The organism is Hyphomonas sp., assembly GCF_040882205.1.
Taxonomy (GTDB): domain Bacteria; phylum Pseudomonadota; class Alphaproteobacteria; order Caulobacterales; family Hyphomonadaceae; genus Hyphomonas.
Map to the genome: position 1 here is coordinate 1 of NZ_JBBEBT010000191.1, position 24,184 is coordinate 24,184.

At 64.2% G+C, this 24,184-nt stretch carries 21 protein-coding genes and 2 pseudogenes; 12 read left to right on the forward strand and 11 right to left on the reverse strand.

All coding sequences use genetic code 11. The annotated features are described in order from the left end of the window. Positions 1 to 12 precede the first annotated feature (12 nt). Positions 13 to 1,326 (reverse strand): cytochrome P450, encoded by a 1,314-nt coding sequence (locus WEA77_RS07775; protein WP_368067299.1) that lies wholly within the window; start codon positions 1,324 to 1,326, stop codon positions 13 to 15. A gap of 104 nt (positions 1,327 to 1,430) precedes the next feature. Then, the gene (locus WEA77_RS07780) at positions 1,431 to 2,795 is read right to left on the reverse strand and encodes a tryptophanase (RefSeq protein WP_368067300.1); all 1,365 of its coding nucleotides are present in this window, start codon (positions 2,793 to 2,795) and stop codon (positions 1,431 to 1,433) included. Positions 2,796 to 3,040: 245 nt separating this feature from the next. Between WEA77_RS07780 and WEA77_RS07785 the strand changes: the two genes are divergently transcribed. After that, positions 3,041 to 4,717 carry a DUF4332 domain-containing protein gene (locus WEA77_RS07785; protein ID WP_368067301.1) on the forward strand — a complete coding sequence of 559 codons (1,677 nt, stop codon included), beginning with the start codon at positions 3,041 to 3,043 and terminating at the stop codon, positions 4,715 to 4,717. A gap of 1 nt (position 4,718) precedes the next feature. On the opposite strand, the gene WEA77_RS07790 is transcribed toward WEA77_RS07785, so the two are convergent. After that, a complete protein-coding gene (locus WEA77_RS07790; protein WP_368067302.1) occupies positions 4,719 to 5,696 on the reverse strand; it encodes a Gfo/Idh/MocA family protein in 978 nt (325 codons plus the stop codon). Between the two features lie 205 nt (positions 5,697 to 5,901). On the opposite strand from WEA77_RS07790, the gene WEA77_RS07795 reads away from it, so the two are divergent. The 3 genes from WEA77_RS07795 (at position 5,902) to WEA77_RS07805 (ending at position 7,467) form a co-directional block, all read left to right on the forward strand. Next, positions 5,902 to 6,327: a hypothetical protein gene (locus WEA77_RS07795; protein WP_368067303.1), complete on the forward strand. Its 426-nt coding sequence runs from the start codon at positions 5,902 to 5,904 to the stop codon at positions 6,325 to 6,327. A gap of 154 nt (positions 6,328 to 6,481) precedes the next feature. Further along, positions 6,482 to 6,763 (forward strand): hypothetical protein, encoded by a 282-nt coding sequence (locus tag WEA77_RS07800; RefSeq protein ID WP_368067304.1) that lies wholly within the window; start codon positions 6,482 to 6,484, stop codon positions 6,761 to 6,763. 32 nt (positions 6,764 to 6,795) lie between these two features. Further along, positions 6,796 to 7,467, forward strand: coding sequence for an SDR family oxidoreductase (locus WEA77_RS07805; protein WP_368067305.1), 672 nt, complete (start codon positions 6,796 to 6,798; stop codon positions 7,465 to 7,467). Positions 7,468 to 7,470: 3 nt separating this feature from the next. Here WEA77_RS07805 and WEA77_RS07810 read toward each other — a convergent pair whose 3' ends face one another. The 3 genes from WEA77_RS07810 to WEA77_RS07820 form a co-directional block, all read right to left on the reverse strand. Beyond that, entirely contained in the window at positions 7,471 to 10,803 is a 3,333-nt protein-coding gene (locus tag WEA77_RS07810; RefSeq protein WP_368067306.1) for an efflux RND transporter permease subunit, read from the reverse strand. Then, complete coding sequence (locus WEA77_RS07815; protein WP_368067307.1) at positions 10,800 to 11,876, reverse strand: efflux RND transporter periplasmic adaptor subunit; 1,077 nt, start codon at positions 11,874 to 11,876, stop codon at positions 10,800 to 10,802. Before WEA77_RS07815 ends, WEA77_RS07810 begins: the two co-directional genes overlap by 4 nt. Positions 11,877 to 12,047: 171 nt before the next feature. Further along, a complete protein-coding gene (locus tag WEA77_RS07820) occupies positions 12,048 to 13,541 on the reverse strand; it encodes an amidase (protein ID WP_368067308.1) in 1,494 nt (497 codons plus the stop codon). Between the two features lie 145 nt (positions 13,542 to 13,686). Between WEA77_RS07820 and WEA77_RS07825 the strand changes: the two genes are divergently transcribed. Next, positions 13,687 to 14,436 carry a TlyA family RNA methyltransferase gene (locus WEA77_RS07825; protein WP_368067309.1) on the forward strand — a complete coding sequence of 250 codons (750 nt, stop codon included), beginning with the start codon at positions 13,687 to 13,689 and terminating at the stop codon, positions 14,434 to 14,436. A 56-nt stretch (positions 14,437 to 14,492) separates the two neighbouring features. Here the strand turns inward: WEA77_RS07825 and WEA77_RS07830 are convergent, their stop codons facing one another. After that, on the reverse strand, positions 14,493 to 15,221 hold the full coding sequence (locus tag WEA77_RS07830) for a glycine zipper domain-containing protein (protein WP_368067310.1): 729 nt from the start codon (positions 15,219 to 15,221) through the stop codon (positions 14,493 to 14,495). Between the two features lie 130 nt (positions 15,222 to 15,351). Between WEA77_RS07830 and WEA77_RS07835 the strand changes: the two genes are divergently transcribed. After that, positions 15,352 to 16,428, forward strand: a complete 1,077-nt coding sequence (locus WEA77_RS07835) for a class I SAM-dependent methyltransferase (protein ID WP_368067311.1) — start codon at positions 15,352 to 15,354, stop codon at positions 16,426 to 16,428. Positions 16,429 to 16,570: 142 nt separating this feature from the next. Further along, positions 16,571 to 16,897 carry a hypothetical protein gene (locus WEA77_RS07840; protein ID WP_368067312.1) on the forward strand — a complete coding sequence of 109 codons (327 nt, stop codon included), beginning with the start codon at positions 16,571 to 16,573 and terminating at the stop codon, positions 16,895 to 16,897. Positions 16,898 to 17,151: 254 nt separating this feature from the next. Here the strand turns inward: WEA77_RS07840 and aroC are convergent, their stop codons facing one another. Then, complete coding sequence (gene aroC / locus WEA77_RS07845) at positions 17,152 to 18,243, reverse strand: chorismate synthase (RefSeq protein ID WP_368067313.1); 1,092 nt, start codon at positions 18,241 to 18,243, stop codon at positions 17,152 to 17,154. 83 nt (positions 18,244 to 18,326) lie between these two features. Here aroC and pdxH point away from each other — a divergent pair, with 83 nt between their 5' ends. Then, positions 18,327 to 18,983 (forward strand): pyridoxamine 5'-phosphate oxidase, encoded by a 657-nt coding sequence (pdxH, locus tag WEA77_RS07850; protein ID WP_368067314.1) that lies wholly within the window; start codon positions 18,327 to 18,329, stop codon positions 18,981 to 18,983. 59 nt (positions 18,984 to 19,042) lie between these two features. Here pdxH and WEA77_RS07855 read toward each other — a convergent pair whose 3' ends face one another. Continuing rightward, positions 19,043 to 19,963: a fatty acid desaturase gene (locus WEA77_RS07855; protein WP_368067315.1), complete on the reverse strand. Its 921-nt coding sequence runs from the start codon at positions 19,961 to 19,963 to the stop codon at positions 19,043 to 19,045. Continuing rightward, complete coding sequence (locus tag WEA77_RS07860) at positions 19,960 to 20,151, reverse strand: hypothetical protein (protein ID WP_368067316.1); 192 nt, start codon at positions 20,149 to 20,151, stop codon at positions 19,960 to 19,962. Before WEA77_RS07860 ends, WEA77_RS07855 begins: the two co-directional genes overlap by 4 nt. 90 nt (positions 20,152 to 20,241) lie before the next feature. Between WEA77_RS07860 and WEA77_RS07865 the strand changes: the two genes are divergently transcribed. Then, positions 20,242 to 20,628, forward strand: a complete 387-nt coding sequence (locus tag WEA77_RS07865) for a DUF4345 domain-containing protein (RefSeq protein WP_368067317.1) — start codon at positions 20,242 to 20,244, stop codon at positions 20,626 to 20,628. Here WEA77_RS07865 and WEA77_RS07870 read toward each other — a convergent pair. Further along, complete coding sequence (locus WEA77_RS07870) at positions 20,625 to 21,575, reverse strand: glycerophosphodiester phosphodiesterase family protein (protein ID WP_368067318.1); 951 nt, start codon at positions 21,573 to 21,575, stop codon at positions 20,625 to 20,627. The genes WEA77_RS07865 and WEA77_RS07870 overlap by 4 nt on opposite strands. Positions 21,576 to 21,698: 123 nt before the next feature. Here WEA77_RS07870 and WEA77_RS07875 point away from each other — a divergent pair, with 123 nt between their 5' ends. The 3 genes and pseudogenes from WEA77_RS07875 to WEA77_RS07885 form a co-directional block, all read left to right on the forward strand. Beyond that, positions 21,699 to 23,324: a long-chain-fatty-acid--CoA ligase gene (locus WEA77_RS07875; RefSeq protein ID WP_368067319.1), complete on the forward strand. Its 1,626-nt coding sequence runs from the start codon at positions 21,699 to 21,701 to the stop codon at positions 23,322 to 23,324. An 8-nt stretch (positions 23,325 to 23,332) separates the two neighbouring features. Continuing rightward, positions 23,333 to 23,680 (forward strand): annotated as a pseudogene (locus WEA77_RS07880) (DUF3088 domain-containing protein). 64 nt (positions 23,681 to 23,744) lie between these two features. After that, positions 23,745 to 24,184, forward strand: a pseudogene (locus tag WEA77_RS07885) (hypothetical protein); the annotation flags it as partial.

Here is a 24,184-nt window from a genome sequence, read left to right on the forward strand (position 1 = left end):
GAGGCTTTTTTGTCAGTCGATCACATAGCGCACGGGGAGGGTCTTCAGTCCCGAGACGAAATTGGCGCGCGTGTTCTTCGGATCGCCCGCCAGTTCGATGGACTTCAGACGCGGCAGCAATTCGGCGAACAACGCGCGAATCTCCATCCGCGCAAGGTGCATGCCGAGGCAGAGATGCACGCCGTGCCCGAAGGCTACCTGCTTCTTCACATCCCGGTCGACACGGAACTCGAACGGCTGGTCAAAGATGTCCTCGTCGCGGTTTCCGGACCAGTAGAACAGCGTCAGGCCATCGCCCTTGCGGATCGTCTTGCCGCGCAGCTCGTAGTCCTGGGTCGCCGTGCGCATGAAATGCTTCACCGGCGTCACCCAGCGGATCATCTCTTCCACTGCATTGGGAAGAAGAGACAGGTCATTCTTAAGTTTTTGCATCTGATCGGGTCGGCGGATCAATTCCAGCAGCCCGCCGGAGGCCGTCGAACTCGTCGTGTCATGCCCGGCCGTGGCAACGATGATATAGTAGCTCATCGCTTCGCGTTCGCCGATTGGGGCGCCGTCAATCTTCCCGTTAGCGATGACGCTTGCAAGATCGTCCGTAGCCTGCGCACGCCGGGCCTCGGTGATCGCGCCGAAATAGGCGAAGAGTTCCTGCGCCGTCTGCAGCAGATTCACGCCCTGGTCGCTGGTCACGGAATTTCCGTCTTCGGCAAGGTTATCGCTCTCGGCGGCCACATCCGGATCGCCGGGGCCGAATATTTCCTGCGTCATCTTCATGATGAACTTCTCGTCCGAGCGCGGAATGCCCAGGATCGAATTGATCACACGCAGCGGATACCAGAGTGCCACTTCCTTAACGAAGTCGCATTCCCCGCCGAGGCTTGCCATATGGTCGACATGCTCCCTTGCCAGTCCTGTGATCCGTTCCTCAAGTTTGCGCAGGTTGGGCGGCATGAACCAGCCTTGCGTCAACGCGCGCAGCTTCATGTGCACCGGATCATCCAGATCGACCAGTGTCCGGAAGAGATGCGTGTCTCCCGTCATGGAACTGATCCACTCCTCACCGGCAATCGGGCTGAGATAGGTGCGCTGGCTGTTTGTGAAGATCTGGTGCTGTCGCTCGATCTCGAGAATGTCAGCCTGTTTAGTCACCGACCAGAAAGGCCGGAAGCCTTCCGGCGCCGTCCAGTGCAGCGGGTCTTCCCTGCGCAGCTGGGTATAGACGCCGTGAATTTCCTCGCTTGCGTAAAGCTCCGGATTGACGATCTCGTCATCCAGCCGGCCGCGCTTGAAACCGGGAAAAGGGGTGAGTGCACCATCGTCAGCCATCTGTGTTACCTCCCAATGCTCTTTAAAACACTGGAAGGGGTGGCGTTGGCGCCGTCAAGCGGCGGAATTGCTCAGGCAATTCATCCGCTTCGCACAAATGCGTGCTAAAGCTTTTCAAACTCCGCCGTGAAGTGCCGCATCATCGCTGGCTCCTTCACAATGCGCATGCCGCGCAGCTTGTCTTTCGCGGCGGCGACTTCCTCCAGAACTTCAACCACATAATCCGCATGGCTTTGGGTATAAACGCGCCTCGGCATGGCGAGGCGGACGAGGTCCATGGCGCCGGGCGCTTCGGTGCCGTCGGGCTTGCGGCCGAACATCACAGTGCCGATTTCGCAGGCGCGGATACCGCCCGCTTCGTACATCGCGCAGGTCAGCGCCTGACCCGGATACTCGAGCGGGGGGATGTGCCCGAGGAACGCTCGCGCGTCGATAAACACGGCATGCCCGCCTGCCGGCTTCATGACCGGAATGCCCATCGCGTCCAGCCGCTCGGCAATATAGGAATTGCTCCGTACCCGGTAGCGAAGGTAATCCTCGTCAATGATCTCCTTCAGACCCTGCGCGATGGCGTCGAGGTCGCGCCCCGCAAGCCCGCCATAGGTGGGAAAGCCCTCGGTCTGGATCAGCAGCGTGCGCGCCCGCTCGGCGAGCGCATCATCATTCAGCGCCAGCCAGCCGCCAATGTTCGCAAAGGCGTCCTTCTTGGCGCTCATCGTCATGCCGTCGGCGACGGCGAAACACGCGCGCACGATGTCCTTGATCGCACGATCCTGCTGGCCTGGCTCACGTAGCTTGATGAACCAGGCATTCTCCGCAAAGCGGCAGCCATCGATATAGAAGGGCTTGGCGTTCGCCCGGGCGAGCGCCGCGGCGCCACGGATGTTCTCGAGGCTCACCGGCTGTCCGCCGCCGGCATTGTTGGTGATGGTCATCATGACCGCCGGAATCCGGGACCCTTGCTCTTCCAGTACGCTTTTCAGGGCGGCGAGGTCCATATTGCCCTTGAAGGGATGGTCCAGAGAGGGGATGCGCCCCTCCGGGATCGGGATATCCAGCGCCTCGGCGCCCACCGCCTCGATATTGCCGCGTGTCGTGTCGAAGTGGGTGTTGGAGGGGATCAGGTCACCCTTCTTGGCGATCAGTGAGAACAGGAGGTGCTCCGCCGCACGGCCCTGGTGGGCGGGGATAATGTGCGCGAAGTCCATCAGGTCCTTCACCGCTGCCTCGAACCGGTAGAAGCTTGGCGCCCCGGCATAGCTCTCGTCACCGGTCATCACCGCGCCCCACTGCGCCGCGCTCATCGCTGAGGTGCCGCTGTCGGTCAGGAGGTCGATAATCACATCCTCCGAATGCAGCTTGAACAGATTGTAACCTGCCGCCGCCAGCAGGCGCTCGCGCTCGGCGCGCGTGGTCATCCGGATCGGTTCGACGGACTTGATTCGGAACGGTTCGATGATGGTCTTCATGGCTCACTCCCGGGCTTATGTCCCTGAGGGTGAAGCGGTTTTGTCGCCCCGCGCACAGGAACTCCTGCGCTGCGGTTGCCTCTCCGGTTGCCCCGGAAGACGGCCGCGCTCAGCGCCTGTTGCGATGGCGCGGACATATCATGACCGGCTCGGGCCTGCCAAGCGGGCGGCTGGGTTAACAGCGCATTCACCATCTTGGCGGAGTTTCCGGAGATTGCCTCTCTGCTCTCCTGAAGGACCCGGCCATGACCCTGCTCGAACGCGTGATCCGGAACCACCGCTGCCGCTCGACGCACCATTACATTGCGTTCGATGCGCTTTCGCTGATCGACGGGGACGAGGGCGAGGCCTGGAAGTCACTGTTCCTCGTCCATCACGAACATCTCCTGAAAGGCGCAAAGGCGCCGGATGCCGAGTTCAAGGATTTCAAGAACCATGTCCTGCATGTCGGTGAGGGCGAATGGGGCGGCGCGCGCGGCAAGGCGCAGGAATGGTATGCGCGCGGTGTGGAGCTGCTGACGAAGCAGCGCTGGAGCGAGGCGGCCTATGCCTTCGGCGTGCTCAGCCACTATTATGCCGACCCGATCCAGCCCTTCCACACCGGCCAGTCCGAGGCCGAAGGCGTTATCCACCGCGCCGTGGAATGGAGCATCGCAAAGTCCCGCAGCGAAATTGACGTCCGTATTGAGGCAAACGGCTATCCGGAAATCGATGTGCCGGACGGCATGGGCTTCGTCTCCGACATGGTCCGCGCCGGCGCCGAGCGCAGCCACGCACACTACCAGACCTTCATCGATCATTATGATATCGACGCCGGCGTCGCAGACCCGCCGTCCGGTCTCGACGAAACCATGCGCGCCGCCATCGCCGATCTCGTCGCCTACGCCACGGCCGGTTTCGCCGCCATCCTGTCGCGCGCCATCGCGGAAGCCGCCGTTGCCCCGCCGAAGGTGAACCTGACGCTGCAAGGCTATATCGAAACCTTGGATATCCCGCTGCGCTGGATCATGGCCAGGCTGGAAGACGCCGGAGACCGCCGCACAGTCGAGCGCATGCATGCCGAGTTCCAGAAGACCGGAAAGGTCATCAAGACCCTCCCGGCGGACGACAAGGCCATCCGCGCACTGCACGCCAGGCAAGTGCGCCGCATCCCGTTGAAGGCGCTGAACGCTGAAAAAATAGGACCACTCGGCACGCTGAATGAAAGCCGCCTCTCGGCGCCGCCGGCGCCGGTCATGGAGTCCGTTGAGCCCCCGGATGACGTGCCGGCGACCGAACTTGCCAAAATCCAGCGCCGGGACGCCGTGAAGGTGCCCGCCCGCGGCCTCCTCGGAACCCGCAAGCGCAAGGCTCCGGCCGAACCGGAGATCCCTGAAATCGAGGAAAAAACCGGTTCGCAAGTCCCCGCCGCCGAAATCGAAGAGCTGGTCCTGGGCCAGGCTGTCGAGGCGCTCGAGGGGGCGGCAGAGGCGGAGCCGGACGACGAAAACGCGCCGCGCCGCATGCCGTCCATCACCTTTGATGACATGGTCGTCGAGGCGCCGTCGATTGGCCGCAAGACCGCCAGGCAACTCGCCAGGGCCGGCATTACCACCATCGGCGATCTGATCGACTGTGATCCGGAGATGGTGGAACTTGAACTCAATGTCCGCCACATTACGGCAGAAGCCATCCGCAGCTGGCAGGATCAGACGCAGCTGATGATGGACGTGCCGGGCCTGCGGGTGCACGACGCCCAGCTGCTCGTTGGCGCCGGAATCACGACGAGGGAAGACCTCGCGGGCGCTTCGGCCCGCACCATTTTCGAACTGGCGATGGAGTTCCTCGCCACGCCGGAAGGCGGGCGCGTGCTGCGCGACGACCAGGTGCTGCACGAAGGCGAAGTGGACGAGTGGATCGAGATGGCGCAGGACGCCGCCTAGATCATATCGGACGGGCCACGCCTGCCGCTGCATACACCGCATCGATCAGTGCCATGTTGGCGACACCGTCCGCCCCGCCCGTCAGAGGCGGGGCGTCTGTTTCGAGCACGCCGACGACATGCGCCAGCTGGTGATCGAACGTCACGCCGCCCGGCACCGTATACCGCCTGATCGACAGGCCACGCCGCAGCGTGATCGAGTGGCCCATTGAAGGATGCAGCGGATTTCGGGCAATCAGGGTGCCCTGCGTTCCCTGGATCGCCAGCAGCGCCTTGAACCGCTGGCTTTCAGCCATTGATGTGCGCACCAGCGCCGTCACGCCGTCCGGAAAGGCGAGCTTCGCGCTTGTCGTCAGGTCTGCGCCGTGCGGGCTCAGCCTGGCGCTCGCCGAGACGACCTGCGGCTCAGTTCCGGCCACCGCGCGTGCCCAGTGAAGGGCGTAGCAGCCGAGGTCCATCAGCGCCCCGCCGCCCAGCGCCGGATCATGGCGCAGTTCGCCGGGCCGGTACTTGATCGCCACCGAAAACTCGGACCGGATGGCGCAGAGCTTGCCGATGGCCCCGTCGCGTACCTGGGCGAGCACCTCCCCGAACATAGGGTGATAACGGTAGTGGAAGGCCTCGATCAGCGGCCGCCCGGTTCGCATCGACGCCTCCACCATGGCGCGCGCCTCGGCGGCGTTCATCGCAAACGGCTTCTCGCACAGCACCGCCTTGCCGGCTTCCAGCGCCGCGATGGTCAGGTCGGCATGCCGGTTCGGGGGCAGGGCGTTGTAGATCAGGTCGATGTCCGGCCGCGCGATCAGGGCCTCATAGCTTTCGGCGATCTCCGGTATGCCATGTTCGTCCGCATAGGCCCGCCCACGGGCGCCGTCCCGTGCAGCGACGCAGACGATTTCGCAGTCATTCCTTCTTTTCACAGGTTTGATGAGCGCGTTGGGTGCGATCCTTGCGGCGCCCAGAATTCCGATCCGGATCACGAAAGCTCCTGAATTCGCGGTTTTGCCGCCCAACATTACGGTGAGGGTAAACAAAACAGCGCGTCCTGTTTACCCCGGGCTAACGCCACTTAATCGGTTTCTTCATCCCGGGTTAAAAAAAGTTCACGCCGGTAAGATTCCGGAAACCACGCGCGGTGAAGTTGGGGGTGTCCCGAGGCCATTGATCCTAGGAGTGCCTTTGCCAATGATGATTGATCTGATAGCGCACATCGCTACATGCAATGGCCTCGCGGACACCGTTTCCAGGCGTGCGCTTGGCATCGTCCTGAACGGCGCAGAGCGCCAGGGCAGCCCGCTCGCTGAAGTCATGTTCAAGAAGGTTCCCGGCGCGCGCGTTCTCGCGGCGCGGACCGGTGACGAGATCGGTGCCCCCACGGGCGAGATCGCGCGCCTGATCGAGCAAACCCCCGGCGGGCGCCGCCGCGTCGCCCTGTCTATGATTTCCGCACTCCAGGAGGCCGGCCTTGACCACAAGGCCATCGGCACGCTCCTGCCGTCCATCGGCAGCTGGATGCAATCCGTATACGGCATGAAAGACTTTGGCCATTTGGGCGACCTGATTGGCCATGCGGGCGAGCCGTCCCGCAGAGAGGGGGTGCGCGCCGCATAACGCACTGGCCGTGCGAAGCGAAGCTGACGCTGCCTTATCCAGACCCTTTGCGGTCATTCGCGTCGCCTCGAACATCAGGGCCGCCCTCCGGGGCGGCCCTTTTCTTTTGCCCTGCCGCCCGCTAGAGGCGCACAGGCTGTGAAGGAGACCGAATATGAGCGACACGCTGGTAACCCGCGCCGACGAAGCCATTGCGCTGCGTCTGATCCAGACGATCCGCGCCGATGCTGAGGCCGTTTGCGGCCCGGATACGGTTGATCTGGTCTCCGTCACCTTTGACGTGGCCGCCGCCACAGCCGAGGCCTCCAGCCTCACCTACAAGCCCCGGATCGACCGTAAGACCCGCACGATCCTGTTCACCGGGGGCGCCGCCGAAGGGGCGAAGGGTATCGTGATGACCGCAACCGCCGTTTACCGGATCACGCCCAGGGCCTAAGCTCGCGGCGATCCAGCCCCCGGAGCCCCCCCATGCCGACCACCCTGATCACCGGCGCCAATCGCGGCATCGGCCTTGCCCTCGTGCGCGAATTCCAGTCGAAGGGCCATACCGTCCTGGCTACCGCGCGCGACCCCGCCGCTGCGAAGGACCTCAAGGCCACCGGCGCCGAACTCCACGCCCTCGATGTGGCAGATCCCGCCTCGATCAAGGCGCTCGCCGCCGCGCTGAAGGGCCGGGCGCTCGACTTCCTGATCAACAATGCCGGCCTCGGCGACCGGGCCGACATGCCCCGGCTCGACTATGACCGGTTCGAGGAACTCCTTCGGGTCAATACCATCGCCCCGATCCGAGTTCTGGACGCCCTGACGCCAAACCTTGCCGCCGGAAAGGACAAGGTCGCCGCCGCCCTGTCCAGCCAGCTGGGCTCGATCGCAAATACCAACATGAGCTTCGGTTTGGCTTACCGCGTCTCGAAGGCCGGGCTGAACATGGGCCTGCGCACCGCCGCGCACTCGCTGGCGGATAAGGGTATCACGCTCCTCGCCCTGCATCCCGGCTGGGTAAAAACCGACATGGGCGGCGACAGCGCGCCGGTGGCGCCCGCTGACAGCGCAGCGGGTCTCTACAAGGTGATCACCGGGGCGGGCCCGGCAAAGGAACTTCGTTTCTTCGATTTCGAAGGCAAGACGCTGCCCTGGTAGCGCCTATTCGGCAGCGGGCAGCATCCGGTCGCGTTCGCGCAGCGGCGTCGGGTCATAGAGATCGTCCTGCGGCGCCGGCGTGAAGCGTCTGGCCAGTTGGAGCTTTCCGTTCACCAGCCTGAAGGCCTGCAAGGGAAGGGCAGCGGGCCGTTTCAGGCTGCCGGCAAGCTCGGGGGCCCAGACATGCAAATTGCGGGCAATCACGAACTGGTGTTTCGCCCAATTGCCGATCCTGTGCGGTGTGAGCAGCCAGGCAGGCGTCACCAGAAGGATCATCAGGGTCGAAAAACCGAGCCCGAACACCACAGCGGTTGCGAGCTGCACCCACCATTCGGAGCTTGCGCCACCGAAGTTGAGCGCGCCTTGCGCAAAGTTCACGTTCATCTGGATAATCATCGGGAACAGGCCGAACATCGTCGTGCCCGTTGTCAGCAGGATCGGACGGATGCGTTGCGCAGCCGCCGCAATAGCGGCGTCCTCCGCTGTGCGTCCATCCTCGCGCAGTCGGTTGAACGTGTCGATCAGGATGATGTTGTTGTTCACAACGATACCCGCCAGCGCTACGATACCCGTGCCGATCATCAGGATACTGACATAAGGTAGCAGCAGGTTCACGCCGACCAGCACCCCCGCCGTCGAGAGGATCACAGCCGACAAGGTCAGCGCCACCTGCCAGAAGTTGTTGAACTGCCAGAGCAGGATCACGGCCATCATGAACAGCGCTGCAAGCGCTGCGCCGGCAAAGAACGCGCCGGCTTCTGCCGTGTCCTCGTCCGCGCCCTCGAAGCGCACTTCAACGCCAGCTGGCACACTTGCTTCGGCCAGGAAGGTTTTCAATTCCGCGACAATCGCGCCGCCGGTGCCTTGTTCGCGGGCATTGCCGCGCACGTCGATCACGCGCTTGCCTTCCCTGCGTTCGATCTGGCTCACACGCGGCGCCGCATCGCGCGTCACGAACAGCGACAGCGGCACATTGCCCTGCGGCGTGGCAATCTTGAGCGCATCGATGGCCGACGCGGAACGATCATCCTGCGGGAAACGGACCCGGATATCGACTTCCTCGTTCGCGTCATCCGGACGAAATCGACCCACCAGTACGCCATTGGTCACGAGTTGAACGGCTGCGCCGATCTGGGCAACGTCCACACCGAACTTGCCGGCTTCGGCGCGGTCCACCGTCAACTGGTATTCCACGCCGGGCAGGGGCCTGGAATCATCGATCTCAATCACGTCATTGCGCGCTTCCAGCCAGCTGCGGATCAGGGTCGCGGTCCGGTCCAGGTCAACCGGGTCTTCGCCAAGCAGCGCGACCTGCACATCCTTGCCGCCGGGCGGGCCCTGTTCGCGCTGCTGGATCTCGAAGCGCAGCGCCGGAACAGCCGCAAGCCTTGTGCGTACTTCTTCCAGTGTCTCACGGGCGTTGAAGTCGCCGTCCGACGTCGTGTTGAGGTCCAGCAGGATCTGCCCGATCGTATCAAGCGGAATACCGCCGACACCGTCGAAGCTGAAGCCGGATGAAGAGATACCCGTTCGTGTCGAGATTGCCGTGATGCCGTTGATGTCGGCAATCGCGTCCTCCGCCATGCTGACATACCGGGCTTTCTCGTCGGCCGACAGGGCGCCTTGCGCCTGCACGAACACGAAGGCCTGTTCCGGCTCGATATCGAGGAAGAACTCGGTCTTGTGTTGTTCGGAGCTGAACCAGGCGAAGATCCCCATCACGACTGCCAGCACCGCCGCAGTCATCATCAGAGGCCGGCGGAGGGTTGCGGTGACGACTTTTACATAACCGCCGATGAAACCCCTGGCCTTGCGCGGGTCGCCATTGGCTGCCAGCGCGGCCAGGTTTTCATCCGTGCCTCCCGTTGAGCGTCCACCGAACACGGTCCCGAGAACGGGCAGGAAGATCAGCGCCACCATGAGCGACGAGGTCAGAACGAAGATCAGTGTGATCGGCAGGTAGGCCATGAACTTGCCGGGCATCGAGTTCCAGAACAGGAAGGGCACGAACGCAGCAAGTGTCGTCAGTGTCGAGGAGACGATCGGCCAGAACATCCGCTTGCCTGAGAGGGCGTAGGCCTCCTTGCGCGGCATGCCTTCGGCCATCTTCCGGTCCGCGTACTCGGTTACCACGATGCCGCCATCGACCAGGATGCCGACCGCGATGACCATGCCGAACATGACCATCATGTTGATCGTAAATCCGAAGGCGCCAAGCAGCAGGAAGGCGATCATGAAGGTCGCCGGGATCGCGATGCCGACGAGCAGCGCCGAGCGCCAGCCGAGCGCCGCCACGACGATGATCATCACAAGGACAATCGCCGTCATGATCGAACTCTCTAGCTGACCCAGCTGGTTGCCGATCATTTCGGACATGTCCGATGTAACCTTCGCCCGCACGGTCGACGGCCATTTCTGGCTTTCGTCGTCGACGATGGCGCGCACATTGTTGGCCGTGTCGAGAATGTTGGCGCCGGTCCGTTTCACGACTTCGATCAGCAGCGCCTGTTCGCCGTTGAACGTCGCGTGGCCGGTTGCGTCCTTGAACGTGCGGCGCACTTCCGAAACATCCCCGAGCGTCACGACAGCGTCCGGGGTCCGCTTGATCGGAAGGCTCAGCGCGTCTGCGCCGGTCCGGATGATGCCCGGAACCTTCACCGCAAAGCTGCCCTGTCCGGTATCGATAAGGCCGGCCGGTATCAGCTGGTTGTTGGAATTAACGACCGCGTAGATCTCCTGGTAGGAAATATTGTAGGCTTCCAGCTTCACGGGATCGATGATGATCTCGAGCAGGTCTTCACGCTTGCCCTGAACGCGCGCTTCCAGCACGCCGGGATCGGCTTCGATCCTGTCCTTCAGGTCTTCGGCAATCCGGGCAAGGCCGCGTTCCGGAGCGTCGCCATAGATGTTGACCACCAGCACCGGGAACTGCGCGGCATTGAATTCGGAAACGATAGGTTCGCGCGCATCAGCGGGGAGATAGCGTTTCGCCATGTCCACCTTGTCCTTGACGTCCAGCACCGCCTGGTCGACGTCCACATCGATCTCGAATTCCAGAACCAGCTGCGCGGCGCCTTCGCCGGAGAACGAGCTGAATGTCTTCAATCCTTCGAGAGACTGTATTTCCTGCTCGACCGGGCGCACCAGCAGTCGCTCGGAATCTTCCGGCGCCGCGCCGGCCAGCGGGATCGTGATGGCAACGAAGGGTATGGGTATGTCCGGGTCGGCTTCCTTGGGAATGCCGATATAGGTCAGCATGCCTGCAATGATCGAGCAGACAAGGATGGCCAGAACCATCCTTGCGCGGCCAATGGCACCATCAATCAGGCCGTTCATGGCCGTGCTCCGCCTTGCGCCACAGGGCGTACTTTCACGCCGTCATTCAGATAGTCCTGACCCATCGCCACCAGCGTCGACTGTTCCGGCAGACCGGTGACCCAGGCGCCTTCCGGCGTCTCATCAATCACGCGGATGGGCGCGAAAGAAACCGTATTGTCCGCCATCACGCGTCGCACGCCCAATTGTCCGGAGTCAGACAGTGTCAGCAGCGAGCGTCCGATCAGCGTCGCCGGCAATTCACCGGCCGGGACATTCAGGGTTGCCGACACTCCGGCAGCGACCAGCGCCTCGCCGGTTTCAAGTTCCGCCTCGACCGGGAAGGTGCGGGTCTGCGCACTGGCCGTGCGGGCCACATAGCGCAGCTTGGCCGGGAAGGTGCGCCCGTCGGCGAGCAGCGCATTGGCCGTCATGCCGGGCTGCAGCAGGCCGGCATCGGCTTCCGTCACTTCCGCCGACACGATCACCGGGCTGAGGTCCACCAGCAGGCCGCAAGGCGAGCCGGGGCTGAGATAGTCGCCGGCTTCCGCCAGGCGTTGTTCGAATACACCGTCGAACGGCGCACGGATCTGCGTGCGGCCGAGTTCGACCTTGGCGGAATTCACGGCCGCTTCAGCCGCGTCCAGTGCGGCCCGCGCCGCAGCTTCGCGGTTCGCCGGGGCAAGCCCCTTGGCGGCCAGCGAAACCGCTGCGTCGAAATCCACTTTCGCCGCGTTGCGGTTGGCTTCGGCTTCCTTGACCCGGGCGCTGCGGGCTTCAACGTCGAGGCCGCAGAGCAAGGTGCCCTGTTTGACAAAATTGCCTTCGCGCACCGGCGTCGCGATCACGGTGCCGGCGGTTCCCGATTTCACCGTCACCGACTTGTCAGGCGCCGTGCGGCCCTTGGCGCGGACCATCAGCGCGTGCAGCTGGCTCTGCGCCGTCACGACTATGGCATCCGGCGTCTCAGCCGGGCCGGCAGCTTGCGCAGGCGCGACCTCCGAACCGAGGCTGCCCCGCATCAGGCTCCTGATGCCGAAATAGCTTACGATGACAGCCAGGATGATGGCTGCGATCAGGACGGAACGGTTCACGGGCGGGATCTTTCCTGGGAGGGTAGGCGACAAGATAGTGCTTAGTGACGCGAGAGTCATCTTTCGCGCCCGCAATATTTATCTCGCCACCCCTTTCCACCCCGCAAAGAACCGCGGAACTTGGTTAATTCAAGGCGATCCGGCCTTCAGGAACAGGCTGAAAAAAGGCCGTCACGCAGCGGAAACCGGTGGTTTACGGGCCGCCCAGGGCCGGGCCGCTTCCAGCTCCAGCGCCAGCTCGAACAGCAGTGCGTCATCGCCCCGCTTGCCCGAGAACATCGCCCCGATGGGCAATCCCGAAGGCGACCAGGCCAGCGGCACGCTCATCGACGCGGCCCCCGCCACGTTCATCGGGGAGGTATAGGCGACGAAGCGCAGGACGCTTTCCATGACCTTGTCGAAGTCTCCGTCCGGTGCCTGCTCGCCGATCGGCACAGCCGGACTGCCGGTCACCGGCGTCAGGATCACGTCCATCGCGTCGAAGAAGCTGGCATACTGCGCCTCGAAACCCTGCAGGTAGGTGATCGTGCCCGGCACTTCGCCGATCCGCTTCACCGCCATGCCGGCCAGGCCGAGCGTCCAGGGCTCCACAATCTCCGGCCCCACCGGCTTGCCGGCGAACGCTGCGACCTGCTGCGCGAACATGCCCGCGCCCGCCGCCCAGTAGAGAATGAATGCATCGGTGAATTTTGGCCCGTCCATCGGGATCGTATAGTCGAACACGGTATGGCCGAGATCGCGGCAAAGCTGCGCCACGTCTTCCATCGCCGTCCGCGTCTCTGCCGACAGCGCCGTGCCGCCGATCGGCTCCGGCGCAAAGCCGATGCGCAGGCGCCGCGTCAGCGGCTGGATATCGCCGAGCAGCGGGTATGCGCCGTCATTCGTTTGCGCCGCGCGGAACAGCGCGATAGAATCGCGCACGCTCAGCGTTACGGCGTGGTTCACCGAAATCTGGATCGGCGGCGCCGCCCCCGGCTCGCTATAGGGCAGGCGGTCGCGCGAGGGTTTCAGGCCAAACACGCCGCAGGTGGAGGCCGGAATGCGGATGGATCCGCCGCCGTCGCTGGCATGCGCGAACGCCACCACACGCGCCGCCACCAGCGCCGCCGCCCCGCCGGACGATCCGCCCGGAATACGCGTCAGATCCCAGGGATTATGCGTCGGCCCGTTCGACAGGGGCTCGGTCGAGGAGATCAGCCCGGCTTCCGGCGTTGCCGATTTGCCGAGCGACACAATCCCGGCACCGCGCCATTTGCCCGCAAACGGATTGTCCGTCGTCGCCATGTGCCCGGCGAGGCCGCGGCTCCCTGCCATGGTCGGCGCACCTTTCCAGTCGATCAGGTCCTTGATGAAGCTTGGCACACCCGCAAAGGCGCCGGTCAGCAGGCCCGCCGCATCCGAGCGCGCCATCTCGAACGTCTCCGACACGATGCCGTTGACCTGCGGCTCCACTGCCCTGGCCCGGGTGATCGCGGCCTCGACTTGTTCCAGCGCGGTCGTTTCCCCGGCTGCAATCCCGGCGGCCATCGCCACCCCGTCAGCATAAGAAGGCACTGTCTGCGCCGGTGCGGCGGCCTCTTCTCCGGCTGTTTTCGGCGCGCAGGCCGCAAGGGTCACAGTGGCCGCGCTGCCGGCCAGCATGGCGCGGCGGGACATCTTCAGCATTCTCGATCCTCCCCGGATTGTCTGGCGCGTATCGTGGCGCCGCGCCCGCCCGTGCGCAAGTGCTTCGCGTGTCCGGCAAAAAGAACTTCACGTGCAACGTGTTGCAGAGGTCGATTCCGGATGCAGGATAGGGCAGAGAGCGCGCATGCAGGATGATCACCCCCCCGCCTCGGACCGCGCCGACAAGATGCTTGTCGCCCTCGGCCATTTCGGCAGCCGCGCAGCTGCGCAGGCCGCCATCGCCGCCGGTCTCGTCACCGCAGACGGCAAGGTCATCGCCAAACCGTCCGAAAGCCTGTCACGGGTCGCCGCCATCGCGTCCGAAGCCGCCCACCCTTATGTCTCACGCGGCGGCCTCAAGCTTGCCCGCGCATTAGAGGTATTTGGCGTCAATCCGGCGGGGCTGACCTGCCTCGATCTTGGCGCGTCAACTGGCGGCTTCACCGACGTGCTGCTGCGCGCCGGCGCCGCGCATGTCACCTGCGTCGATGTTGGCCACAGCCAGCTGCACGAGAAGATCGCCGCCGATCCGCGCGTTACGTCTCACGAGCGCCTGAACGCCAAGGCCCTGACGCGCGCGCATCTCACCGCGCCGCCGCAACTGATCGTCTGTGATCTGAGCTTTGTCTCGCTGGCGAAGGTTCTGGATGTGCCGCTGTCACTGGCTGCGCCGCAGGCAACGCTGATCGCGCTGTTCAAGCCGCAATTCGAAGTCGGCCCGTCACATGTCGGCAAGGGCGGGCTCGTCACCGACAATGACGCGACCGATGCCGCGCTCGGCGCCTTCCTCAATTACCTCGTCTCGAAAGACTTGCGCATTGAAGCGCCTCAGCCGAGCCCCATTCCCGGCGGCGATGGCAACCGGGAATGGCTGGTCTGCGCGCGGCGCGCTTAAGGCGGCGTTCCCTGAAACCGCAGAGGTTTTCGGGCAAACGCCCCGATAATCAAAACCTAGTAGCCGTAAGGTTCGTCCGTATACCCGTCCTGCACCCGCCACTCGCGGGTGCGCTCGTCATAGCAGGCGGTCACAGGGTCACGCTGAACATCGCCGTCTGGCAGGCGCGTCTCGCGCTGGATGACACGGCAATCGCGCACCGCTTCCTGATAGGCCGGCTGGCTGCGGTAGTCCGGATAAGGCGGCTGCGAAGGATAGCTCGACGGATAAGTCGCCCGATAGCCGCTCTGGTACCCGTCCTGGCCCATCACTTCCGGTCCACCATAAAGACCGTCCGTTGTGCGCGGGATGGAACCCTGACCTGACGAGGAATAGGTGTAGGGCGCATACGCTACCTGGCAGTCCGGCCCGGAGCTCTTGCCGATCGAGTTGCCCGCCACACCGCCGACCAGCGCGCCGAGAACGGCGCCCAGGGCGACGTTGCCCGATTCGCTGCGGCCTTCGCGGTAGCTTCTCACCGGATAGCCCCGGCGATTGTACTTCGTATAGGTCCGGTCATTCTCGATATTGTTGCCGATGGCGCCGCCGATCAGCGCACCCGTCAGAGCGCCCACAACCGTCCCGGCCGCCGAGTCGTCCGACTTCTGCCGCTCGCACTGCACATTGCGCACGCCCGGATCGGTGTAGGGATAACCGGACTGGGACCCGTATTGAGCATGGGCCTGCATCGGCACGGCGAGCGCCATCAAGCCAAGGCTGCCGGCCGCAATCGTAAGCTTCAACATCGCCACATCCCCTTCGGCGTCACGCGCAATGCGCCAGTTTCGGCCTGCAATCTGCGTCGGCCAACCTGAACTGAGCCTGAAGGCTGCGCTAAGACTGGACGCGCCCGGATCCGGCCTACATATTCCCCTCATGGGACTACTTGACCGCGCCGCCAGAACCGCCAGCCGGGCCCGCTACGCCGCCGGGCAGGGCCTGCGCTCGGCTTGGTACGCCGCCCAGATGCAGGCCGCGCGCCGCCAGTCCGGCGGGTTTGACCGCCCCGGCGAGCCCGAATTCCGCCCCAGCCGCGGCCGCCCGGACCTGTCCGAGCTTCGAAAGGCCTACTTCCGCCTTTTTATGCAGGACCGCGCAAATGTCGAAGCCGGCCTCTATCCCGCCCCCGATGATCTGAACGTCACCGCCCTGCCCAAAGCTCTGAAGTCCGCACAGGCCTTTCGCCAGGACGCCGCCGAAGTGAACCGCCGCCGCCTCGCGCGGGACGGCACCGAAATCCGCGCGCAGGTGCCCCAAGGCACCAACCGCTATCCCGCCTATTATCTGCAGAACTTCCACTATCAGTCCGGCGGCTGGTTCACCGAAGACAGCGCAGAACTTTACGACACGCAGGTCGAGGCGCTCTTCTCCGGCACGGCAGACGCGATGCGCCGCGCCGCCCTTGCCGAAATCAGCCGGGAACTGAAAGGCCGCGACCAGCGCACCCAGCGCCTGCTGGATGTCGCCTGCGGCAATGGCCGCTTCCTCGAGAAGGTGCTGGCCGTCTATCCGAAATTGCGCGCTACAGGACTGGACCTGTCGCCGACGTACACGGACGCCGCGCGCACACGCCTCGGGCCCTGGCGCCAGGCCGAAGTGATCCACGACGCAGCCGAAGCGATGCCGCTGGACGCCGTCTCGCAGGACATCGCCGTCTCAATCTTTCTCTTCCACGAGTTGCCCCCAAAGGTGCGCCCAAAGGTCCTTGCAGAGATATTCCGTGTACTGAAGCCCGGCGGCGCGTTCATCCTCGCTGATAGTGTCCAGTTCGGGGACTACCCTGCGCTCGACGGTCTCCTCGAGTATTTCCCGCACGGTTTCCACGAGCCCTACTTCAAGGGATATCTCGGCTGGGATCTCGCCGAAGCCCTGGAGTCGCAGGGATTTGTTAAGGAAGGCCAGCGGCTCGCCTTCCTCACAAAAGTCACAATCTGGCGCCGCCCAGTGGTATGACGCCGCGCGCGTTTCAAGATTAAGCTTGATTCATAATCTGTGCTCTGATGATCACACGAGGCGCTTGAAAAACGTGCATTGCTGCTTGATCGGGTGGCAGAGGGCGGAGGGGTTGCTACCTGAGCGGCGCGCTCGTTGCGCAGTGTACGGAGAAAAACCGAATACGAGATTTGCACTCGTTTCCCTTGCCGACATCCTCGCTGCCCCGCTCGCTGTTGCCCAGGGCAATGCCGAGCTCAGCGGCGGCTACGCGCAATTCGAAACGGACGGCGCTGAAGTCGGCTCACGGACCAGTCGCAGCGCCTATTTCTTCAGCCGCTATCTCGGCGTCGAGGGTGAAGCCTCGATCGGCATCGCCGATGCCCGGCTTGGCTTGGCCAATGTTGAGTTCGGCCACTCGCTCGGCGCGTTCGGCGTGCTGCGCGCTCCGGTCGCTGAGCGTCTCGAACTCTTCGGCCGCCTCGGCTAGCAGGCCTCGCAAATCAGCGCAGACGTCCCCGGCTTTGGCGGCGTCTCGGCTGATGTCGGCGGCCTCGCATACGGCGCCGGCGGCAAGTTCTACCTGACCGAGCGCTTCGGCGTCCGCGCGGATATTGCCCGCTTTGAAGGCGGCGACGGCGAAGCCTGCGTCCTGTCCATCGGCGGCGTCTGCCGCTTCTGAAAATCCGTTTGCGGATTTAAACCGGAGGGCCTCCGTGCAGAATGCACGGGCGCCTTTTCGTTTCAGCGCCCGGTCTGGCCCCGGTGGCGCAGCTTCGCGTCCGCCAGCACGCAGGCCATCATGGCTTCGGCCACCGGCACCGCGCGGATACCCACACACGGATCATGGCGCCCGATAGTGCGCACATCCACTTCCTCGCCGTCGCGGGTGATCGAGCGCACGTCATTGAGAATGGAAGAGGTCGGCTTGATCGCAATGCGAACCACCACGTCCTGGCCCGTCGAAATCCCGCCCGCCACCCCGCCATTATTGTTGGCAAGGAAAGTCGGGCCATCATTGCCCGCGCGCATCTCGTCGGCATTCTCCTCGCCGCTCATCGAAGCCGCCGCAAAGCCCGCGCCGATCTCGACGCCCTTCACCGCATTGATGCTCATCATCGCGCCAGCCAGCTCTCCGTCCAGCTTGCCATAAACCGGCGCGCCCCATCCCGCCGGTACACCGCTCGCCTCGACCTGCACGATCGCGCCCGCAGACGAACCCGACTTGCGGGTCTCGTCCAGGAACTGCTCCCACTGCTCCGCCATCTTCGCGTCCGGGCACCAGAAGGGATTGTTCAGCGTCTCGTCCCAGCTCCAGCTTTCAGGATCAATCATGTGCGGCCCGATCTGCACCACCGCGCCGCGGATCACCGCGCTGTCGCCGAGCACCCGCCGCGCCACCGCGCCCGCCGCCACCCGCGCCGCCGTCTCCCGCGCGCTCGACCGTCCGCCGCCGCGATAATCGCGCACGCCATATTTCGCGTCATACGCATAGTCCGCATGCCCGGGCCGGTAGCGGTCGCGGATCTCGCGATAATCCTTGCTGCGCTGGTCGGTATTCTCGATCATCAGCGAGATCGGCGCGCCGGTTGTCATGGGCCCGCCCGTGCGGTCATCTTCGAACACGCCTGACAAAATCGTCACGAGGTCGGCTTCCTGCCGCTGCGTCACGAAGCGCGACGTGCCTGGCCGGCGCTTGTCGAGAAAGTCCTGGATGAACGCTGCGTCCAGAGCGAGCCCCGGCGGGCAGCCGTCCACCACACAGCCCAGCGCAGGCCCATGGCTCTCGCCCCAGGTGGTGACACGAAAAAGATGGCCAAACGTGTTATGCGACATGTGACAGCCTGCGCCCTCGCGGTTCTGCTCCGCCTCCTATATGAAATCGCCAGCCTGACAAACTGCGAAAATGGTGGCCTCCTATGTCTTCCTCCGTGATTCCCCCGACGCCCAGCGTCGCCGAGTATGCCAATAGCGGCGACCGGGCCCTGATCCCGGAAACGTCCGATCCCATAGGCCTTTTCCAGCAATGGATGGCCGACGCCCGCGCCGCCGAACTGAACGATTCCAACGCGATGTCCCTCGCCACGGTGGATGCGGACGGCAACCCCGATGTCCGCATCGTCCTTCTCAAGGGTGTGGACGCGTCCGGTTTCACCTTTTTCACCAACCTCGAAAGCGCCAAGGGCCAGCATCTCGCCGCGCATCCGAACGCCGCTCTCGGCTTCCACTGGAAGAGCCTGCGCCGCCAGGTCCGCATCCGGGGCAGCGTCGCGCGCGTCACCGATGCCGAGGCCGATGCCTATTTCGCCTCCCGCGCCGCCCAGAGCCGCATCAGCGCCATCGCGTCGGACCAGTCCCGCCCGATGGCCGACCGCGCCGTCTTCGAACAGCGCATCGCCGAAGTCTCCACTATCTATGGCGACGGACCGGATATTCCGCGTCCGGGCTTCTGGGGCGGCTTCCGTCTCACACCCACCGAAATCGAATTCTGGCAAGACCAGGCCTTCCGCATGCACGACCGCCTGAAGCTCTACAGCAAGGGCGACGGCTGGGTCAGCGTGCGCCTTTATCCGTAAAAGCTGTCACGGGCCGCAAAGCGTCCGATATCGGGTACCTTCTCTGCGCTCTTGCCTTGTCAGTGTCCCGGCTCACGCGCTTTGCGCTGGCCCGGACGGCAAGTTCTGCGGACCTGCAATGCCTCCACCCTGCACCCGCGCGCTTCCAGTATCTCCCGCATCTCCCAGTACGCGCGCGGCGTGCGGTAGAGCGGAATACGCGGGTGCAGATGGTGCACGATATGATACTGCATCCCCATCGAGCCGAGATTGCCCAGCAGCGCCCGGAAGCTGCGCGTGTCGCGGTAGCGCCCTTTATCCGTGGCCGGATGATGCGGCGCCCAGCTCAGATAATACTGGATATAGGTCAGTCCGATATGCCGGGGCAGCCACCAGAGCAGTGCCGCCTCGAGCGCGTATCCGCTCCAGGCCAGCCCAATCAGGATGGCGTAGAACACGAGATTATAGATCGCGGCGTCCAACAGCACTTCCGGCCGGCCAATCCGCTTCAGCGTTTCGGCATAGCTGTTGAGGCCGCCCCGCGCGCCTGGCTGGCGGTTCTGTATACTCTTCCAGATCGCGTGCAGCGGCCCGTTCGCCTGCGTGCTATGATCCGGGTCTAGCGCCGGATCATTCGTATGCGTATGATGTTCAAGATGCGTCAGCCGCGCGACGCGGTAGGGCAGTACCATCGGAATCGTCGAGAGATGCCCCACCATCTGGTTCAGCCAGCGCAGCTTCGATCCCGGCTTCGCAATGATGTCATGCTGCGCCTCATGTGAGGGCAGGTAGCAGGCCGCCACGTTGAAGGCCGCGATAAGGAAACCGGCCCATAGTGGGAGGACGCCGGTAAAAACCAGCGGCCAAAGCGAGAGCCACACCGCCAGGTTCGCAAACGCCCAGACCACGGCAAAATACGGAAACTTGCCGATATGCCGGCCCGCGATTTCGCGTTCCTGCCTGATCAGTTCCGCCTCGGATTTCCCCGCCAGCACGCTCATATCCAGCGCCCTCGCAACTGCGCCTGCGCGCCCCACAGCCCGCCGATCACCAGCCCTGCCGCGAGCGGCGAAGCGCCAAAGGGCAGGGCCCAGGCCGCCCGTTCAATCACCTGCGCAATCAACGGCGCCAGAAACCCGACCCCGAAAATCAGTGGCATATACTGAAGGATCAGTCCGATGAGCTTCAAAATGGGCGGCCCTCCAAGAAAAAAGATGACGCATGCGTCATTTTTTGGCAAGAGCTATTTTTGAAAACATCGCAACAGGGGCAAACCACCATGAAACTCGGCCTGCAGCTCGTTCTCGGCATCTTCTCGCTCATCCCGCTGGCCTTCGCCGCGATGGGCCTCATGTCCGGCATGGTGGGGGCTGACCCCGCCGCCGCGGCCTCCGCCGCGGTCGACAACCAGTACCGCTACATGTCCGGCGTCTACATCCTCGTCAGTTTCCTGATCTGGTACGCCCTCCCCAAGATCGAGCGCCACTTCACCCTGATGGCCCTCATCTGCGCCGCGCTCGTGGTCGGCGGCATCGGCCGCCTGCTGTCGCAGGCCGCGCTTGGTCCGGGCACGGAGCAGCAGCAGATCGGCGCGTTCATTGAGCTCGGCTCGCCCATACTGCTTGTCTGGCTCTGGTTCGTAGTGCGCAAAGCTAAAGCGGTCTAGCGCCGCGCGCAGGCCTCCCAGCCCTCATCATCCGCCAGCAGGTAATCCGCCACGCGGTAGGGCTCGTCCGTCGCGATCAGCACGACGCCGTCATCTACCAGCCGCTGGTACTCGCTGCCATCGCCGTCTTCCCAATACTGGTCGTCCAGCCGCTCGCCCTTGCGCCCCAGCGTCCCGAAGGCCGGCTCCACGCCCTCCTTAACCAGCCGCTCGAAGGCTGGCGGGTCCGGCTCACGCGTGCCTGTCCAGGCAATCATCCGTGTACGGTCCACACCCAGCTCTTCCAGCCTGGCAATGTCGCGGTCACCCCGCGCTGAGGCTGTCATCATCAGCGCCGGATCGAGTTTAGCAATCGCGCCCGCTTCCTCGTCGGAATAGGAGATCATGATCACGTTGTGCTCGGCCCCCGCCGCGTGCACCGCCTCGACAATGTTGCGCAAGCCCGTCGTCTGCTTGCGGTCCAGCTCCAGCACCGCGCCATGCTGCTTCGCCCAGAGCAGAACATCGGTCAGCTTCGCCGGATGAAACCGCGTCAGCACCCCGTCTTCGTCCTTCAGCTGCATGCGCGCAATGTCGGCCCAGTCGGTATCGGCCACATAGCCCTCGGCGTCCGCCGTCCGGCCAAACCGGTCGTCATGGTACAGGAACAGCACCCCGTCGCGGCTGGACGCCACGTCCACCTCGTACACGCGTATCGCCTGGCTCAGCCCGAACTGCAGCGTCTCCAGCGCATTCTCCGGATACCCCGCGGCAAACCCGCCCCGGTGCGCCGCGACCACCACCCCGCCCGTCTCCCGAAGGCAATCGAACAACTCTGGCAGGGGCGCAATCGTTACTTCCTTTTTAAACCCGACATCCGCCGCGCTGGCCACTTCCGGCTCTGCCGCCGGCGCCGCCACATCCGGCGCGCTGCACCCCGCCAGGGCCGGGAACGCCAATATTGCCATGAGAAGTCGCCGCATCGGCCTTGTCCTTTCCTTGCGTCAGCGCATTTGCCCGCATAGACAGGGCATCGCAAAATCACAAGCGCTCCCGGCAAGGGCGCCGAGCCACATTCGGAGGATGATCATATGAAGGGCATTATGCAGGACTGGCCGCTGACCGTGGATAAGATCCTCGAGCACGCGCGCCTGCAGCACGGCAACCGCGAGATTATCACCCGCCGGGTCGAGGGAGGCATCACGCGCACCACCTATTCAGAACTCTACGACATGGCCAAGCAGGTCTCCAGCGCCCTCAAGGATACCGGCATCGGTCTCGGCGACCGGGTCGCTACGCTCGGATGGAACTCCGAGCGCCATATGGCCACCTGGTACGGCGCCATGGGCATCGGCGCCGTCCTCCACACGATCAACCCGCGCCTTCACCCAGACCAGATCGCCTGGATCGCCAACCACGCCGGAGATAAAGTCCTCGTCTTCGACAAGACCTTCCTGCCCATTGTCGAGGCCATCCGCGGCCAGCTCGAAACGGTGAAGACCTTCGTCATCTATGCCGGCGCCGATACCATGCCCGAGAACAAGCTTGGCGCGATCCCCTTCGATATCTGGATCGACGGGCGCTCCGCGAATGTGCGCTGGGGCGACTTTCCCGAAGATACCGCCTGCGGCCTCTGCTATACCTCCGGCACCACAGGTAATCCCAAGGGCGTGCTCTATTCCCACCGCTCTAACGTGCTCCACACCCTCGTCACCATGGGTAAGGACGCGATGGGCATGGGCTCGTCCGATGCGGTGCTCCCGGTCGTCCCGATGTTCCATGCCAATGCCTGGGGCCTCGCCATGTCCTGCCCGGCGACGGGCGCCAATATGGTCATGCCCGGCGCCCAGATGGACGGCGCCTCGATCTATGAACTTCTTGATACCGAGAAGGTCTCGATCACCGCCGCTGTGCCCACCGTCTGGCTGATGCTGCTTACCCACCTGCAAGCCAACAACCTCAAGCTGCCCCACCTGAAGAAAGTCCTGATCGGCGGCTCCGCCATCCCGGAGCGTATCCTGCGCGCCTTCGAGCAGGACTATGAAGTCGACGTGATCCACGCCTGGGGCATGACCGAAACCTCGCCGCTCGGCACGCTCGGCGCCCTGCCGCCGCATCTGGTCGACGCTGATGTCGACACGCGCATGAAGCAGAAGATGAAACAGGGCCGCCCGCCCTTCGGGGTCGAGCTGCGCCTCGTCGACGATGACGGCAACGTGCTGGCGCGCGACGGCAAGACCTCCGGTCGCCTGCTGGTGCGCGGGGCTGCCGTCGCCGGCGGCTATTTCAAGGGCGCCGGCGGCCACGTGCTGGACGCCGAAGGCTTTTTTGACACCGGCGACGTCGCCACCATCGACGAGATCGGCACAATGGTCATTACCGACCGCGCCAAGGACGTGATCAAGTCCGGCGGGGAATGGATCTCCTCCATCGACATCGAGAACATCGCCGTCGGCCATCCAAAGGTTGCCAATGCCGCCGCCATCGGCATCTATCATCCGAAATGGGACGAGCGCCCGCTTCTGATCGTGCAGGTCAAGCCGGGCGAAAATCTGACCAAGGACGAAATCCTCAAATCCCTCGAAGGCAAGATCGCCAAATGGTGGACGCCGGATGATGTACAGTTCGTTGACAACATCCCGCTCGGCGCCACCGGCAAGATCAACAAGCTCGCCTTGCGCGAGACCTTCAAGGACTACAAGCTGCCGACCGCCTGAGACCATCTGTGTACAGAGACATCCTGTTCCTGCTGAAGCCTGGCGTCACCGACCCCGCGCTGCCGGGACAGGATTTCTAGTGCTGGCACTGCGCCTTGATGGAAGGCGTCCTTGCTTCCTTCCCGGCGCTGGGCGCAGATCCGGACGTGCGCCGGATCGCCTTCCCGAGGCCTCGCGGAGACGTAACCGCCCTCATCGGCGAGGCCAGCCAATCGCTCCCGGTCCTCATTCCAGCCGATGACGCACCCGCGGGTCTCGCGGCGGCAAGCCATCAGGGCCGGGGTTTCGTCAAGGCCCCCATGGTCATCCTGGACGCCCACCGCCGCCGCCGCGGCTTGCCCCCGCCGCATCCCTGATCTGCCAGCCCATTGCCGGGCGCGCAGAAAGAGATAGATTTGCTCCCTAACGGGAGGCACAACCATGACAACTGAAACAGGTACTGCAGACGCGCCGCATTCGGCCGGTTGGCGCGGCAAGTTCGCGGGCTTTGCGCTCGCGCTGTCGGTCTTTGCCATCCTCTGGTTCGCCGCCGCCGCCGTCGGCACCAAGCTCGGCCTCTGGAACTGGCAGTTCGGCCTCGGCGTCATGACCATCACCTGGGGCCCGATGCTGCTGATGGCCGCTGCCGGCATATCGGTCCTCGCCGTCATCATCGCGCTCATCAAGTCGCCCCGCAAGCAGGCCTTCATGCTCGCGTTCGCCGCGCTGCTGATCTCTGGCCTCGCCTTCGGCCGCGTCGCCGCCTTCGGGGCCGGCGCCGCACGCCTTCCGCCGCTGCACGACATCCAGACCGACTGGTCAGACCAGATCCAGCCGAGCGACGCCCTCTTCACCGAGCGCGAGGCCACCGGCGCCCTCAA

Coding starts and splice junctions, on each gene's coding strand:
- pdxH (WP_368067314.1), top strand. CDS start 18,327: ATGTCTTCCTCCGTGATTCCCCCGACGCCCAGCGTCGCCGAGTATGCC.
- WEA77_RS07835 (WP_368067311.1), top strand. CDS start 15,352: ATGGGACTACTTGACCGCGCCGCCAGAACCGCCAGCCGGGCCCGCTAC.
- WEA77_RS07830 (WP_368067310.1), bottom strand. CDS start 15,221: ATGTTGAAGCTTACGATTGCGGCCGGCAGCCTTGGCTTGATGGCGCTC.
- WEA77_RS07810 (WP_368067306.1), bottom strand. CDS start 10,803: ATGAACGGCCTGATTGATGGTGCCATTGGCCGCGCAAGGATGGTTCTG.
- WEA77_RS07865 (WP_368067317.1), top strand. CDS start 20,242: ATGAAACTCGGCCTGCAGCTCGTTCTCGGCATCTTCTCGCTCATCCCG.
- WEA77_RS07795 (WP_368067303.1), top strand. CDS start 5,902: ATGATGATTGATCTGATAGCGCACATCGCTACATGCAATGGCCTCGCG.
- WEA77_RS07820 (WP_368067308.1), bottom strand. CDS start 13,541: ATGCTGAAGATGTCCCGCCGCGCCATGCTGGCCGGCAGCGCGGCCACT.
- aroC (WP_368067313.1), bottom strand. CDS start 18,243: ATGTCGCATAACACGTTTGGCCATCTTTTTCGTGTCACCACCTGGGGC.
- WEA77_RS07855 (WP_368067315.1), bottom strand. CDS start 19,963: ATGAGCGTGCTGGCGGGGAAATCCGAGGCGGAACTGATCAGGCAGGAA.
- WEA77_RS07785 (WP_368067301.1), top strand. CDS start 3,041: ATGACCCTGCTCGAACGCGTGATCCGGAACCACCGCTGCCGCTCGACG.
- WEA77_RS07825 (WP_368067309.1), top strand. CDS start 13,687: ATGCAGGATGATCACCCCCCCGCCTCGGACCGCGCCGACAAGATGCTT.
- WEA77_RS07800 (WP_368067304.1), top strand. CDS start 6,482: ATGAGCGACACGCTGGTAACCCGCGCCGACGAAGCCATTGCGCTGCGT.
- WEA77_RS07775 (WP_368067299.1), bottom strand. CDS start 1,326: ATGGCTGACGATGGTGCACTCACCCCTTTTCCCGGTTTCAAGCGCGGC.
- WEA77_RS07780 (WP_368067300.1), bottom strand. CDS start 2,795: ATGAAGACCATCATCGAACCGTTCCGAATCAAGTCCGTCGAACCGATC.
- WEA77_RS07875 (WP_368067319.1), top strand. CDS start 21,699: ATGAAGGGCATTATGCAGGACTGGCCGCTGACCGTGGATAAGATCCTC.
- WEA77_RS07805 (WP_368067305.1), top strand. CDS start 6,796: ATGCCGACCACCCTGATCACCGGCGCCAATCGCGGCATCGGCCTTGCC.
- WEA77_RS07870 (WP_368067318.1), bottom strand. CDS start 21,575: ATGGCAATATTGGCGTTCCCGGCCCTGGCGGGGTGCAGCGCGCCGGAT.